Source organism: Latilactobacillus fragifolii (assembly GCF_905332535.1).
Taxonomy (GTDB): Bacteria; Bacillota; Bacilli; order Lactobacillales; family Lactobacillaceae; genus Latilactobacillus; species Latilactobacillus fragifolii.
Genome location: NZ_CAJOCF010000002.1, coordinates 322,044 through 337,282, shown reverse-complemented (window position 1 = coordinate 337,282; position 15,239 = coordinate 322,044). Strand labels below are relative to the sequence as shown.

Annotated in this window: 10 protein-coding genes and 1 pseudogene; 10 read left to right on the top strand and 1 reads right to left on the bottom strand. The window is 36.3% G+C overall.

Annotated features, from left to right (window positions below):
* Positions 1-76 precede the first annotated feature (76 nt).
* From J7Q78_RS04310 to J7Q78_RS04285, 6 genes and pseudogenes are all read left to right on the top strand, one after another.
* Positions 77-1,444, top strand: a complete 1,368-nt coding sequence (locus tag J7Q78_RS04310) for a hypothetical protein (protein WP_208422460.1) — start codon at positions 77-79, stop codon at positions 1,442-1,444.
* A gap of 400 nt (positions 1,445-1,844) precedes the next feature.
* Complete coding sequence (locus J7Q78_RS04305; RefSeq protein WP_208422459.1) at positions 1,845-3,947, top strand: hypothetical protein; 2,103 nt, start codon at positions 1,845-1,847, stop codon at positions 3,945-3,947.
* 22 nt (positions 3,948-3,969) lie between these two features.
* Positions 3,970-4,230, top strand: a complete 261-nt coding sequence (locus J7Q78_RS04300; protein WP_151886770.1) for a hypothetical protein — start codon at positions 3,970-3,972, stop codon at positions 4,228-4,230.
* A gap of 45 nt (positions 4,231-4,275) precedes the next feature.
* A complete protein-coding gene (locus J7Q78_RS04295) occupies positions 4,276-4,686 on the top strand; it encodes a (deoxy)nucleoside triphosphate pyrophosphohydrolase (protein ID WP_208422458.1) in 411 nt (136 codons plus the stop codon).
* 9 nt (positions 4,687-4,695) lie between these two features.
* The gene (locus J7Q78_RS04290; RefSeq protein WP_208422457.1) at positions 4,696-7,575 is read left to right on the top strand and encodes a DUF3427 domain-containing protein; all 2,880 of its coding nucleotides are present in this window, start codon (positions 4,696-4,698) and stop codon (positions 7,573-7,575) included.
* A 272-nt stretch (positions 7,576-7,847) separates the two neighbouring features.
* Positions 7,848-8,237, top strand: a pseudogene (locus J7Q78_RS04285) (family 1 glycosylhydrolase); the annotation flags it as partial.
* 136 nt (positions 8,238-8,373) lie between these two features.
* Here J7Q78_RS04285 and J7Q78_RS04280 read toward each other — a convergent pair.
* On the bottom strand, positions 8,374-10,311 hold the full coding sequence (locus J7Q78_RS04280) for a BglG family transcription antiterminator (protein WP_208422456.1): 1,938 nt from the start codon (positions 10,309-10,311) through the stop codon (positions 8,374-8,376).
* A gap of 198 nt (positions 10,312-10,509) precedes the next feature.
* Between J7Q78_RS04280 and J7Q78_RS04275 the strand changes: the two genes are divergently transcribed.
* Genes J7Q78_RS04275 through mngB form a run of 4 tightly spaced genes read left to right on the top strand, consistent with a single transcriptional unit; the run spans position 10,510 to position 15,117 of the window.
* The gene (locus J7Q78_RS04275; protein WP_208422455.1) at positions 10,510-10,971 is read left to right on the top strand and encodes a PTS sugar transporter subunit IIA; all 462 of its coding nucleotides are present in this window, start codon (positions 10,510-10,512) and stop codon (positions 10,969-10,971) included.
* Positions 10,968-11,285, top strand: coding sequence for a PTS fructose transporter subunit IIB (locus J7Q78_RS04270; protein WP_208422454.1), 318 nt, complete (start codon positions 10,968-10,970; stop codon positions 11,283-11,285). The genes J7Q78_RS04275 and J7Q78_RS04270 overlap by 4 nt, the downstream gene beginning before the upstream one ends.
* Before the next feature lie 17 nt (positions 11,286-11,302).
* Complete coding sequence (locus tag J7Q78_RS04265; RefSeq protein ID WP_208422453.1) at positions 11,303-12,400, top strand: PTS fructose transporter subunit IIC; 1,098 nt, start codon at positions 11,303-11,305, stop codon at positions 12,398-12,400.
* Between the two features lie 35 nt (positions 12,401-12,435).
* The gene (gene mngB / locus J7Q78_RS04260) at positions 12,436-15,117 is read left to right on the top strand and encodes a mannosylglycerate hydrolase (protein WP_208422494.1); all 2,682 of its coding nucleotides are present in this window, start codon (positions 12,436-12,438) and stop codon (positions 15,115-15,117) included.
* The last annotated feature ends 122 nt before the right edge of the window (positions 15,118-15,239 follow it).

Genomic DNA, 15,239 nt, shown 5'->3' with positions numbered 1-15,239 from the left:
GCGCCTTTTAATGGCTGGGCTTTGAAATCCAATCCAATATAGGGTACCATCTAATCAATGAAAGTAGGGATCATTGATGACAAATGGGCAACCATTAACGACTGGTGAAAAGATCAAACAAGGACTTGTCTTTGCAGTGGCAAAGCTAATTCCAATATTTCCATTAATTGGATTAACCATGATTCATAGCGGACAGTCGGCGGCATCTTATATGCCATATATCTTATTCTATACAGCCTTAAAAACGGGCCTATTATTTGTCAATAGTCTAGGACACGTGCAAAATGCGTTTAAAATAACTAGTATCAGCATGGTGCTAGCTGCTGGGGCTTTATTGGTATTGGCCATTTCGCCGTGGTTGTATCTAACCGATATGGCGGCTTTTATCTTGGGGGCTAGCGCCAGTGTAATCATGCCGACCTATGAGGGCGTTTATTATCACGAGCGCGTGGTTTGGAAATGGTATCTTATGGGTACTGAAATTAAGACCTTATTGGGATTTAGTTTACTCACCGCTGGGGGTTTAATCATTGCGAGTCACTTTTCGTACCGGTTGGTCTTTGTAGTCATTATGGGTTTTGTTTTAATCGGTTTGATGGGCATGCAGCGCTTTGAACCGTTTGTAAAACAACCTGGCGAAGCCGTTTTTGTACCGCAAACGAAATCGGTCAATAATTTAGAATTATTTATCTGGGTCACTATCATGGCATTTGCGTTGCGATACTTGCGCCTATTTGAAGCTAAGTTTGTTTGGCAACTAGTGCTCATTGCGATTGTTGGCTTAATTGGACTAGTTATCCGGGTTATTCTGACGCGGGGGATGCAGACGAATATGCCAGCTTGGTTATTAATCGCCGCGCTAATCAACGGTGCATTTGAGACGTTCCTAATGCTTTATATCTTTGTTGCCGTTCAAAATAAGGCCTTAATGATTGCCGCGTATATGACCTATGGAATCGGCATGCTTCTGGCGCAAGTTATGCGCCGTACGATTCAAGGACGCTTTACCCAATTATCAGACCTAAAAGGCCAACTACTAGGTTGCATCATTGGCGCTTGGCTGATGATGATTCCATACACAATCCTCCTCGGGATTGTATTGATTAGTTTCTTTGGCAGTGCCAACAGCATTCTTTTAAATCATCGTGCTTATAACACCGGTGTCACGACACCAGCCCAAACCTTAATTGTTAAATATCGGAATACGTATCTCGGTAGTATCCTAATGCAATTTATTTTAATTATTGGTTTGATGGGTTTAGCCGCCTTGCGACAACAAAACCTGGCGGCCATGATTGCCCAAATCAGTGGCAGTGTCGCAATGACTAACACCACCAGTCAATTGATTCACCTGGCCGGTCTAATCAGTGTGGGCTGGCTAACGGTGATCGCTGGCTTGGCTGGCAAATATTTGCCAGCGATCGATGAAAATCCGCTCACTTAATGGATAAAAATAACGGCCCCTGTTTAGGGACCGTTATTTTTGTTTTTGAATATTGGGTTATTATTTATACGGATTTTGGGGGATGAAAAACATAAAGGTGCCTCTAGCGGTACAATACTCAAATAAACGAATAGCGACTTCTCAAAATCCGCCCTAGATTCTAACTATCTTTAAAAATCAGATGTAACTAAACTGGATTCTATAACTAAAATTGAGTGCTATTAGTTAGAAAAATGGGGAGCTTTCAATATATTATAGGGTATTATAAAAATTATTATTTATATGGTTACTACAAAGAATAATGAGAATTAGACATAATATTAAATTGTGATTTCACTGTAAGAAATAAAAGTATATAGTTATTACTAAATAGTACTATTTAATTTTTGGGGGGATTATAGTGACAATAAAAATTGATTTTCATATACATACATTATCAAAAGCTGGAAAAGATAATGGTTTTATTTTTTCACTTGGTTGGTTGAAAGAATATGTAAAGGTCCAGAAACTGGATGCGATAGCAATAACAAATCATAATTTATTTTCAGAGACGCAGTTTAAGGAAATTAATGATGCATTAGAGTGCACAGTATTACCTGGTATTGAATTAAGTTTAAAAGATGGACATGTGAATATAGTTTTTGAAAATTCAGAAGATAATAGAAATAAGTTAGCTAAAATAGCACAGACCCTTGAGTTAGGTGTAGTGAAAGGACTATCTATCGAAGAGTTTAAAGAAAAATTCTCAGAAATGAAAAAAGGTATCATTATTTTTGAGTATGGTAAGAGTAATTCACTTGTAATTGATGAAGATTTTAATGATCCATTCTTTCGAAATTATACTCTTGTACGCGGTGTAGGAACACAATTAAGGTTTCAAAAAGCATTATTACAGGATCAACCATATTGTCCAGTTTTATTTAGTGACGGCCATGCAACAGAAGTTGATCCTGATCCCGTTCGCAATGATATAGTAAAACTTGGGTTGAAGAACACCTTTGTGCAGATGGAAAAATTTAATTTTAATCAATTGTTAGAAGAGTTAAAAAATAAAGAACATGTTCAAACAACTAAAGATGGACTTAGTAATATATTTGAAATTGATGTAGAAAATAATCCGATAGCCGTTTCAACAAAATTAAATTTAATTGTTGGTAGAAGGGGTAGTGGGAAAACATATTTACTAGACCATATACAAAGCCAATATGAAAATAGTGACAACACAATTGCATATATTCGTCAATTCAAATCAAATGAAGAAACAAAAGTATTTTTGGATCAAGAAAAAAATAGGATAGCAAATGATTTTCGAAATCGATGGGTAGAAAATAATAAAACGCAACTTGATGGTATTGTACAGTTTTATAAAACCAATTTTGAAGACCAAGTTGAAGAATATTTAAAGAGTGTGAGACGATTTGCTAATGAGTTTGTATCTTCGAAAGTAGCAAAAGAAGTTCAATTATTTTCACAAAATAAATTCGAGATATTAGACACAAAACAGAACCAAAAAAATATGGAGAAGATGAAGGAAGTAATTGAAGCTCGAGATTTATGGCAATTCATTTCAGGGGAGAGAAGGGAAATATACCTAGCTAACTTGATATCGGCGTATAGAGAACTTAGAACTAATTTGATAAGACAAGAATTAGATAATGAAATAAAGGAAAAAGTAAATAATATCGTAGAAATCGTAAAAAATATAGTTGTAAAAAAAACTGCTATACAGCCAGTTAGTACCCTTGATATTGTGAGTCAATTTAGCCGTTATAAAGAAAAACAGCAAATTGAATTATTTATGAAGAAAGCTATTGCAGATATTGTGGATAATGTAGTACCCGAATATTCTTATAAAATTCATGTTGTAAAAGAAGAGTGGAAAAGTGCCGATGATTTTATAAAAAATGTACCAAGTGAGGGTAGGACTGCGGTAAAGGGTGATTTAGTAACGCCATATACAAATAAAAATTACTTACTATTTCTGAAGAATTTATTTAGCGATAAGTACCTGACAAAATTTACACTTGAAAGTGGATTGGATTTATCTCGATATTTATTTAATTTTAGAGTTGAGTTATTAACGGAAGCTGGTACTCGTGCATCAGGAGGACAGCAAATGGCTTTAGGATTAATGATGAAATTAGATGATGCAAAGAAGGCTGATATTGTATTAGTGGATGAACCGGAAGGGTCTCTAGATAATGTATTTATTAAATATGAATTAATACCAAAGCTCAGGGAATTATCTGGTACTATTCCTGTTTTTGTTATTACGCATAATTCAACTTTAGGAGCATTATTAAATCCAGATAGGCTTATTATCGCTAAATTTAATACGGTTACAAAAAAACATGAGTTAAAATCAGGAGACTTCCTGTCTAAAGAGGTATTTGATAGTGATGGAAATGTAAGTTATTCTTATGAAGACTTTGTAGATGCGATGGAAGCAGGGTATGATACTTATGTAGAAAAGGGGAATCAGTATGGATATCTTAAACATTAACAATAATGAGGTACAAATTAGAGTGAGTGAAGAAGAAAGCGTATCCGTTTTGGATATTAGTAAAGAGCAGTTATTCAAAATACTAGACAATATTTACGAGAATGAGGAGTATTATAATTTAGAGTTGGTGGGAAACGAATTAGCGTCTATTAAAAATCCGGTAAAAAAAGTAATTGCTGAGCAGATTTTAGATAAAATACAGGACTTTAAGAAACAGGTAGGTGCACTTAGAACTACATTAAGTGCAAAGTATCCAGAAATCCATAGTGAAATTGAAAAATAATAGTAATATGTTCGTAAGAATTAATGCAATGGAGTGTGTTCAAACATGAAAGATATCTACGTCGTTGGTGCTGCAATCATCAAGGATAATCAAATTCTATGCACAAAGCGGGCCACTGACCGAATTTTAGGAGATTTGTGGGAATTTCCGGGTGGGAAGATCGAACCGGATGAGGCGCCGGAAGCTGCTTTAGTGCGGGAAATAAAAGAAGAGTTGGGAGCTGATATTTTAGTTGGGCCGACAGTCGCAACCGATGTACACCAATATGACTTTGGTAACGTTCATTTAACCGTTTATTATGCGCAGTTCACAAAGGAAAGTTTTGGGTTAGTGGCGCACAGCCAGATGAAATGGTGCCATCAATCTGAATTGGACCAATTAACTTGGGCTCCAGCAGATGTGGCAGCGATGCAAGCCATTCAAAAACAAGATTTAACACAATTAACGTTTAAGTAGGGAGCATTCATGACGGATTTACAGACTGAATTACAAAATTCAGCTTTAGCAGGATTAGTTGATAAGGAGCGCTATATTTCTCAGGACGAATACCTGCCGAAGTTACTATTTAACACAGCAGAAGATCATGTTAAGACGCATTTGGATGAAGAACTGATGACTTGCCAGCACTTCACTTTTGCCGTGGCTTTCATTACAGAGGCAGTTTTAACGATGCTGAAACCAAAGTTAGCCGACCTTGCCTTAAAAGGGGTTACGGGCCGGATTTTGACGTCTAATTATCTAGGCTTTAACAAGCCTAAAGTCTTTAAAGAATTGTTGAAAATCCCCAACCTTGAGGTGCGGATTTTAAAACAATCTGATTCATTTCATGCCAAAGGTTATATTTTTGATAAGGGCGACTATCAATCAATGATTATTGGAAGCTCGAACTTGACTGAAACGGCATTAATTCGTAATTACGAGTGGAACTTAAGAATTACCTCATATGAAAATGCAGCGCTAACCGCCCAAGTTATCAACGAAGTCCAACAGCAATGGCAACGTGCAGAGGTGTTAACGCCAGATTGGATTGCTAATTATGAAGCTGATTACCAGACAATTATTATTAATCGTCAGAAAAACGAACCAGCCGCAATTGTTGCCGAAGAGTCCGCACACTACAGCACGATTACGCCTAATCATATGCAAAAAGAGGCGTTGAAGTCGTTGAATTTCTTGCGACATGAGGGCCATCAAAAAGCATTAATTGTTTCGGCAACCGGAACTGGGAAAACTTATTTGGGGGCATTTGATGTCCAACGTGTGAATCCGAAGAAGTTCCTATTTATTGTGCATCGTGAACAGATTTTAATGAAGGCTAAAGCCAGTTTCCATCAGGTGTTAGGCGGCGATTGGTCAGAGTATGGGATCTTATCGGGGAATGAAAATCAACGGGATGCACGATATTTATTTGCGACGGTCCAAACGCTGTCCAAAGAGAGGACATTAACGCAGTTTGACCCAGCAGAATTTGACTATATCATGATTGATGAAGCACACAAATCGGGTGCCAGCAGCTATCATCGGGTGATTGATTATTTTAAACCACAATTTTTATTAGGAATGACGGCGACTCCTGAACGGACGGACGATTTTAATATTTACGAGTTGTTCGACTATAATTTGGCCTATGAGATTCGCCTGCAAGATGCTTTGGAAGAAGATATGTTAGCCCCGTTTCATTATATTGGTGTGACGGACTACGAGTTAGATGGCGAGATTAGTGAGGAAAAGACACCGTTACAAAATTTAGTTTCTTCGGAACGAATGGATTATGTTGAACAGCAGTTGAACTATTATGGTTATGCAGGTGATCAGGTCCATGGCTTAATTTTCTGTAGCCGGAAAGATGAAGCCAAAGAAGTTGCGCAGATTATGACCGCTAAAGGCTATCCTTCAGTTGCTTTGACTGGCGAAGATAGTGTTGATTATCGAGAACAAGTCATTCGAGACTTTGAAGCTGGTAAGTATCAATATATTGTGACGGTTGATATTTTCAATGAAGGGATCGACATTCCTTGTATCAATCAAGTGGTAATGTTGCGGAATACGCAATCCAGTATTATCTTTATCCAGCAACTGGGCCGGGGTTTACGGAAGTTTCCGCGTAAAGATTTTGTGACGGTGATTGATTTTATCGGAAATTACAAGAATAACTATTTGATTCCGATTGCTTTAACAGGTGACCATTCACGGAATAAGAATAGTCTACGTAGTAAGTTGAGTACGGACCAAATTATCGGGATGTCGACGATTAATTTTACCGAAGTTGCTAAACAACGGGTTTACGATTCGATTAATAATAGTAATTTGACTGAATTGAAACAGTTGCGCGATGATTATCAAGATTTGAAGAAACGTCTTGGCAGAGTACCGTTGTTGTTTGATTTTACAACGCATGGTTCGATTGATGGCTCAGTTCTGGTTGCTAAATACGACAACTATTACCAGTTCTTGTTGAAGATGAAAGAGGATGTCCATCTCACTATTGACGAAGATCAGGTTCTAAGAATGCTATCCAAAGAATTACTGAACGGGATGCGAGTTCACGAGTTATTATTATTAAAGCTACTGCTTGAAAAAGATGGTGGATTATCAGTTGATGACTTCAAACGAGCACTTGAACAGGTACACGCTAGAACTGATCAGAAGACGTTAGACTCAATGTTATTAATCCTTGGGTTAAGCTTCTTTAAAACAACAGATCAAGACAAATACGGTCGTGAAGCCTACGTAATATTACTTAACAATCAATATCAATTAAACTCTAAAATTAAGGCTGCTTATCAAGCAAATTCGTTTTTCAAATTGCTTGTGGATGATGTTTTAGCGACGGGTTTATTCAAAGCAGACGATTATGATCAAACTGTGCCATTAACAATTGGTAAGAAGTATACGCGAAAAGATGCTTGTCGTTTATTAGGTTGGGAGAAAGATCAGTCTTCAACAATTTATGGCTATAAAACAGCATATGGGACTTGCCCACTATTTATTACCTATGCCAAATCGCAGGATATTGATGATGGTATTAAGTACGAAGATGAGTTTTTAAATAGTCAAACGATGCGCATGTTCACGCGTCATCCTCGGAAAATCGACTCAGCAGAAGTTCAAACAATGGTTCAAGGGAATGCATCTGGTGAATTAAAAATGCCATTATTTGTGAAAAAAAGTGATGATGAAGGTACTGATTTCTATTACTTAGGGCTTGTTGATATTGACCAGAAGTCATTACGACAAGAATCAATGGTCGTTAACGATGGTAAGATCGATCCAGTTGTAACAATGAATTTAATCCTTGAAAAACCAGTGCAATATAGTTTGTATTTAAATTTGACGAAGGATTAAGCTGACACACATAAAATATTTCTATAATCTGTTATTGATTAGGAGAAACGATGGATCTTGTAGAATTTGTTCTCACTACTATTATTATAAGAATACTGACATCATTAACTACGTCGTTATCAAATCTACTAGAAATGTTTTCAAAGATAATTTTTTCAGAAAAAGGTAATAGACTTTAGCGGATGCGGTTGTATAGTAAGTTTAATAATAATATTTATACTTTGTAAAATATCTTTTATAGCAATGGTCTTTTAGGCTGAAGATTATTTCAGATAGGATCACGTTATTTGTTAAATTATACGTACCGTAAATATGGGTTACCAATAATGATAACGGAAAATGGCTTGGGTGCCGTCGACGAAATTTCTGCTGACGGTAGGATACAAGATCCATATCGAATTGACTATTTAAGCAAGCACATTCAAGAGATGAAAAAAGCAATTGAAATTGATCAAGTTAATTGTATCGGGTACCTAACTTGGGGACCAATCGATTTAGTGAGTGCAACTACTGGTCAAATGAGTAAGCGATATGGGTTTATCTATGTCGATATAGATGATCAAGGCCAAGGGACTGCCAAACGATTAAAAAAAAATTCGTATTATTGGTATCAGCAAGTGATTACATCAAATGGTGCTAAGCTGGAGTATGGTAGTGAGTAGTACTTAATCATATAAAAGCTTCAAAAAGCCCGCCTCACTTTTATAGTGAGGCGGGCTTTTTGAGCAATTGAAATCGGAAATCTGTTTTAAAGTTAATGTGTAACTAATATAATTAATTATTAGATAATTTTTAAAGCTAGTATGCTCTTAAAATCTTTTTAAACGAACTTAACGTGGGATGTTCAAGTAACTTTTTCTGAGCGATTGTATCTTCTAAGAAATCTAGGAGCAAATCATAGATAGATTCTGAAGCGGCAAAATCCTCTTTGGTGATGGAAAATAAACAGATAAAGTTGACGCGGGTATTACCTGCCCAAAGGATTCCTTCAGGTGCAATTGCCAGGGAAAGGGCAGATTGATTGGCGATTAGTGACATTGGATGTGGGATAGCCAACACACTATTGATGCAAGTATTACCAATCTTTTCGCGTGTCAGTACACTGTCGATAAAGTCTGATTCCACGAAGCCTTCAGATTGAAGATTGTCAGCCATTTTAGTTAATAAGGCTTCTTTAGACATAGTTCCTTTAATTGAATAAAAAAAGGAAGGTTTAAATAAATCGATTGTGGAAAGTTGATGGGTAAGCTGTGTAATACGTTCGCCGATCCGTTCAATATCGCGATCTAAGTTGTTAACATCTAAGAAAAATGAGGTATATTTGGTTTCTGAAATTGGAATTGTTGAAACAAGAATGTCATTATGAACGATTTTTTGGTGCATTAATTCAGCGTACGAATATGTACCAACAATGTTAACAATTTGAGAATATTTTTTTTTAAGTTTAATCTCAATTAACTTACTGAGTGTTCTACCACTAGCACAAACAATTGCTACATCTATTTTTTGATAATGATGCTGATCATTGCGTTCTATAGCACCAGCAAGGTGTAGTGCAATATAACCAACCTCGTCTTCGGAAAAATCGATACCATATTTTTGTGTCACTTCTTTTAACTGCGTCAAGCTAAGATCATAGGGTAATGGAAAAGATTTTTTAATAGTTTCTAACAGTGGGTTTGTTCGATTTGTATTGTAGATGTCCATATTAATAAAGCCTTTGATGTGGGCCGTTAGGTCACGCCTAAGAACTTCATCATGCGTCCAGTCATAATTTGTTTTTTGTTTAATGCCTTGTAATATAGTATTTACAATTTCGGATGAAGTTGATGAGATATAGTCGATATTTTCAGTATCTTGAACTAATCTCGGAAAATTTACACCAATATTGTAATAACAATAGTCGCGTTCAAAAATGTTGAATTGAATGGCATATTCTTTTTCAATTACTTTAATAAGCTCTGATACTTTATTGATAACGTCAGTATTTAATTTTGGGACCTTTAACGGAATAGTTTTTAAGGGTTTATTTTGCATAATTCGAGTAATCGATAGTGCTAGTGCGGATAATACATTTTTATGATAAAAATCCGATTCTAAAAGATCTAAATCCTTAAGATAAGTCATTTCTAAATTCTGGAGCTGAGCTAAATCGATGTCTTCAAATAGGTGGTATTCAATTGATGAAAAATCAATAATATAATTTTGAAGGTCAGCACGGATTAATAGCTCAATAATGGCCTTACGGATATTAAATTCTAGTCCTACTAGCTCGAATCCTACATTTGGATGGTTAATGAGTTTGAGATTAAAGGTCGTGAGCTGTTCTTTAACCTGTTTAAGATATGTGTAAAATGTATTTTTACTAATATATAAATTATCCAGTAATGAATCAACAGATTGTGGTGTTGTACTTGTTAGTAGTAAGTACAGTAAGTATTGCTGACGCTCTTCAGGGGTGGTTAGTTGAGTAGAATTATCTGAATCAGCACTGTACCACCATTTCATAAAGCCGTGATTATCAGTAATAACTAATTGGTATCCTTTGCTACGAGTAAGGTTAATCTTAGCATGGTGGATGGGTAATATGTCATTGAGTATCGCAATATCATGGCGAATGGTACGATCGGAAACCGCCAATTGAGATACCAAGGCATTAAGTGCGAGAGGTTGTTGCCGATTCAAAAGTAAAATATTTACTAAGTCATCCAGTCTTTGGTAATCAAGTTTAGCCATGTAAAAATCTCCTCACGAATTATCTAATTTAATTCTAACATTAGTAGATACAAGTTAGACTACAATGGATTTCCAGATAAAATGGAAACGCTTTTATAAAGTGTTGTACCAACAAACGCTATGACTTTTGGAAAATGTAAGGGTTTTCTAAATTGAACTACAATATTATTATAGGGTTGTGGTTAAGGAGGGAATAAGATGAAATTTACAAAAAAGAATATTCTTTTGAATCAAGAAGCAGAGTCAAAAGAAGCATTATTGAAGGTTATCGCTAAGTATGCCAAGATGCAAAACATTGTAGATAGTGAGGAGGCGACGTACAGAGCTTTTTTGAGAAGAGAGGCTGAGTCATCTACAGGGCTTCAGGATGGTTTTGCGATTCCACATGCAAAAGATGAAACTGTAAAAACGCCAACTGTAATTTTTGTTAAAAACAAGAAGCATATCTCTTGGGAGACGTTTGATGATCAACCGGTTCAATATGTATTTGCATTATTAGTACCTAAAGCTGAGCAAGGGACTGTGCACATTCAGATGCTCAGTGCACTAGCAACTGCGCTTATGGAAGATGATTTTAAAAATGCTATTATCAGGAACACAAGTGCAGCAGAGTTAGTAACAATTATTAGTAATGAAATGATAGGAGTGAATCAACAATGAAAATTGTCGGAATCTCAGCTTGTCCAGCAGGATTAGCACATACACCAATGGCAGCAAAAGCACTACAAAAAGCTGGTGTTAAGTTAGGATATGATGTCAAGATTGAACAACAAGGATCACTGGGGCAAGTCAATAAAATTTCTCAAGCGGAAGCAGATGCTGCAGATTTTGTCTTACTAGCAACTGATCAAAAAGTAATTGGGTTGGAACGTTTTGAAGGTAAACCTCAATTACGAGTAAACATCAGCACATGTATTAAAGCTCCTGAAGCAGTGCTAAAAAAGTGTGTTCAAGCAGTAGAACAAAGATACTAGAAACTGGAGGGTAAGTCATGAAAAAAGGTTTAGCACAAATGAAAGGGCACTTAATGAGCGGCATTAGTTTTGTACTGCCGTTAATTATTGGGGCATCGTTAGTGGTTGCAATTCCAAAAATGATGGCATTGGGGATGGGCCTAACGAGTTTAGATCCATATGCTAAGACCGAAGGATTCAAACATGCATTATATTTAATCGAGCAAGTTGGTTGGACTGGAATTGGCTTAATTAATACCGTGTTAGCAGGGTTTATTGCCTATTCGATTGGTGATAAAGCAGCATTAGGTGCTGGGTTTATCGGTGGAGCAGTTGCAACAAGCACTAATGCCGGCTTCCTTGGTGCATTAATTGCGGGTTTCTTAGCGGGTTATACCGTTAAGTATGCTAAAGAACATATTAAATTATCAGACAAATTTTCAGGTGTTATGCCACTTGTTATCCTGCCCTTATTTGCAACAATGATTGTTGCTATCGTCATGGGAGCAGTATTGTCAGGTCCGCTGTCATGGATTAATACGGGTTTAGTTAGTTGGATTCGCCACATGATTGAAAATAATGTTAATCAAGTTGTATTGGCGATTATTATGGGTGCCATGATTGGAACTGATTTAGGTGGCCCTGTGAATAAAGCGGCTTGGATGGCTGGAAATGTATTATTAGCTGAAAAAATTTATTTGCCAGCTATTATTGTAAATGCAGCAATCTGTGCAGTTCCTCTTGGTTATGCTTTCGCAACCTTATTCCATAAGAAACGCTTTAACAGTGAATTGCTAGATGCTGGTAGAAATAACTTTATCATGGGATTCATCGGAATTACAGAAGGCGCTATCCCGTTTACTTTGGTTAATCCATTAAAATTAGCACCTGTAAACATGATTGGTGGTGCAATCGCATCAGGCTTAGGAATTGCTTTAGGAATGCATGCTAAAATGCCACCAGTTGGCGGTGTTTATGGATTCTTTACAGTTGGTAGTGGTTGGGCATACCTAGTGGGGATGTTTGCAGGTGCGGCCTTTATCGGTTTTGTAGCGCCATTAGTTGCTGACTTCAATAAACAAGAGGTAGAAGAAGATATGAATTTAGATGATATCCAGATTGATTTTGAAAACTAAAAGCCAAATAAAAAAGCGGAGAAAGAAGGACTATGATGAAAAAGCAAGTGCATGTTGTTCCACATACACATTGGGATCGAGAATGGTATTTCACAACTAGTCGTTCTAGAGTGTATTTGATGCATAATTTTAAAAGGGTATTAGAACTGTTAGAAAACAAGCAGGGGTATGATCATTTTATTTTAGATGGTCAAGCTTCTTTGCTGGATGATTATCTAAAATGGCGACCACAAGATAAGATGCGAATTAAAAAATTAGTGCAAGCGGGTCAATTAATTATTGGTCCGTGGTACACTCAAACGGATCAGTTAGTCATTTCTGGCGAGAGTATTGTTCGCAATATGTTATATGGCATGCGTATTTGTAACGAGTTTGGTCGCTACATGAATGTTGGTTATGTCCCAGATTCGTTTGGTCAATCAGCAAGTATGCCACAAATTTATCAATCACTTGGTATTGAAGATACGATGTTCTGGCGCGGTGTTAGTGATGATCAGGTGCACAAAACAGAATATAAGTGGCGTGGTGAAGATGGTTCAGAAGTGAATGTATATCAAATTCCGAGTGGCTATTATATTGGGGGGGCAATCCCAGAAAAAGTAGATAGTTTGGCTAAATTTTTGAACGACGAACCATTTAAAACAACATGGAAAAGAAGTTCAACCAATCAGGTTTATTTCCCAAATGGGTTTGATCAGGCGCCACCAAGAGAAAATTTACCAGAATTAATTGATGAAATGAACAAATTATACGATGGAGAATATGAATTTCAGATTTCAACGATTGAATCATATATCAAAGCAGTTAAAGCGCAACATCCAGAGCTAGAAGAGATTAGTGGAGAATTATTAAATGGTAAATTGATGCGTATTCATAAGAGTATCTTTTCTTCACGTTCAGATTTAAAACAAATGAATACAGAAACTCAAAACTACTTAGTCAATACAATGGAACCATTACTAAGTTTAGGAATGGCATATGGATTGGAATATCCAGTCGAAACAGTCAGAGAAGTATGGCGGTTAATGTTTGAAAATGCAGCGCATGATTCAATTGGAGCATGTGTTTCTGATACAACTAATGAAGATATTTACATGCGCTATAAACAAGTAAGAGATATTACTAGTAATTTAGTGGAATTAACATTGCGAGAAATTGCTACGAGGATTGATAATCCGCAGTCTAGTGAAATATCATTAACGGTTTTCAATCCGTTGTCATCAGTACAAAATGGAGTCGTTGAAACAGAATGTTATGTCCCACAAAGAGAATTTGGGATACTTAATGAGCAAGGAAATGAAATTCCATATACAATCCTTGAATTTGTGGATCAAACAGAATATGTGTTAAATCAAGGTAATATATTAGATCCAAGCAAGGATATTTTTACACCAAATAAGGTTTATAAGGCAAAAATTGCATTACAGTTGAATGATATTCCAAGTGTTGGATACACTCAATATACAATTGATTTGCGTAAAAATACACTAACAGAATTGGCTGAACAAAAAAGAGAAATATTAGAGAATGAAGCATTAAAAATCTTCATTAATGATAATGGTTCGTTAGATATCTTAGATAAAAAGACAGCTATTACCTATAAAAATCAAGCTATCTTAGAAGAAAATGGTGATGATGGTGATTCATTTAATTATTCGCCACCGCATAACGACCTGAAGATTCAGTCAATTGAGTTTAAGCCGGCAGTCAAGGTGGTTAAATCAGAAATTTTAGAAATAGCAACTATTACGTACGAAATGTTGGTCCCTAAAGACCTAGTAGAACGTTCTGAAGGTATTCGATCAACTAGATTACCAGTAACGATGATTGTTAAGCTATCTAAAGGCCAATCGATAATTAATTTTGAAGTGGCAGTTGATAATCGTTGGGTTGATAGTCATCGACTATGCGCTCTGTTTGATACGGGAATTGCTTCGAAAGTGTCAACGGCCGACCAACAATTTGGGGTAATTCAACGACCTGTTGTTCGTCAGCCCGAAATGGACTTATGGCATTCAGCTCAAGAAAAATGGAACGAAATGCCGATTTCAATTGAAACGTGTCAAAGCTTTGTTACTTTAAATGATACACAAAAAGGAGTAGCAGTTTTTCCTAAAGGTGTTCGTGAATACGAAATTGTAGGTGAAAAGTATGATACAATTCGGCTTACTCTTTTTAGAACCTATGGTTATATGGGAAAAGAGAATCTTATTTATCGACCAGGAAGAGCATCTGGCGAATCGGTCGTAAAGACACCGAATGCGCAGTGCCATAAACAAATGAGTTTTAGTTTTACTGCTTATTATTATCAAGGGGATGTTGACTCAGGTGAGGTTGCTAATACTGCTAAAATAGTTAATACTCGTCCATTGGTTTACGAATATGCTGACTTTTTAAATTCACGACTGATTTTTACGCAAAGCGTAGTGCAAAAAGATTTACCTACTAGTGACAGTCTCTTCAAAACGAGTGGATGTTTAACATTAAGTGTTATTAAAAAAGCTGAGGAACGTCCGGGGATGATTATACGATTATATAATGGACATCTTTATGGAGAACTTGATGAAGTCATTACTTTTAAGCACCCAGTTAAATTTGCTGAATGGGTTGATTTAAAAGAAGTAACCCATTCAACGTTAGAGGTTGAGCATAATGCCGTAAAAGTACCAACATTGGCACATGCAAAGTTTGGCACCCTGTATATTGAATTTGAATAAAAATTTTGTAATGTTTCAATTATATTCTGTCTGTTGAAGGTCAAGATTTAATTCGGTTAGCGTACATTTCGTCAGTATTTTAGAGACAGTAAAAGCCCCCACTGTTATGTCAACAGTGGGGG

Bases quoted from the DNA above. Each gene is read 5' to 3' on its own strand.
- J7Q78_RS04310 (WP_208422460.1), top strand. From the start codon at position 77: ATGACAAATGGGCAACCATTAACGACTGGTGAAAAGATCAAACAAGGA.
- J7Q78_RS04295 (WP_208422458.1), top strand. From the start codon at position 4,276: ATGAAAGATATCTACGTCGTTGGTGCTGCAATCATCAAGGATAATCAA.
- J7Q78_RS04290 (WP_208422457.1), top strand. From the start codon at position 4,696: ATGACGGATTTACAGACTGAATTACAAAATTCAGCTTTAGCAGGATTA.
- J7Q78_RS04280 (WP_208422456.1), bottom strand. From the start codon at position 10,311: ATGGCTAAACTTGATTACCAAAGACTGGATGACTTAGTAAATATTTTA.
- J7Q78_RS04275 (WP_208422455.1), top strand. From the start codon at position 10,510: ATGAAATTTACAAAAAAGAATATTCTTTTGAATCAAGAAGCAGAGTCA.
- J7Q78_RS04270 (WP_208422454.1), top strand. From the start codon at position 10,968: ATGAAAATTGTCGGAATCTCAGCTTGTCCAGCAGGATTAGCACATACA.
- J7Q78_RS04265 (WP_208422453.1), top strand. From the start codon at position 11,303: ATGAAAAAAGGTTTAGCACAAATGAAAGGGCACTTAATGAGCGGCATT.
- mngB (WP_208422494.1), top strand. From the start codon at position 12,436: ATGAAAAAGCAAGTGCATGTTGTTCCACATACACATTGGGATCGAGAA.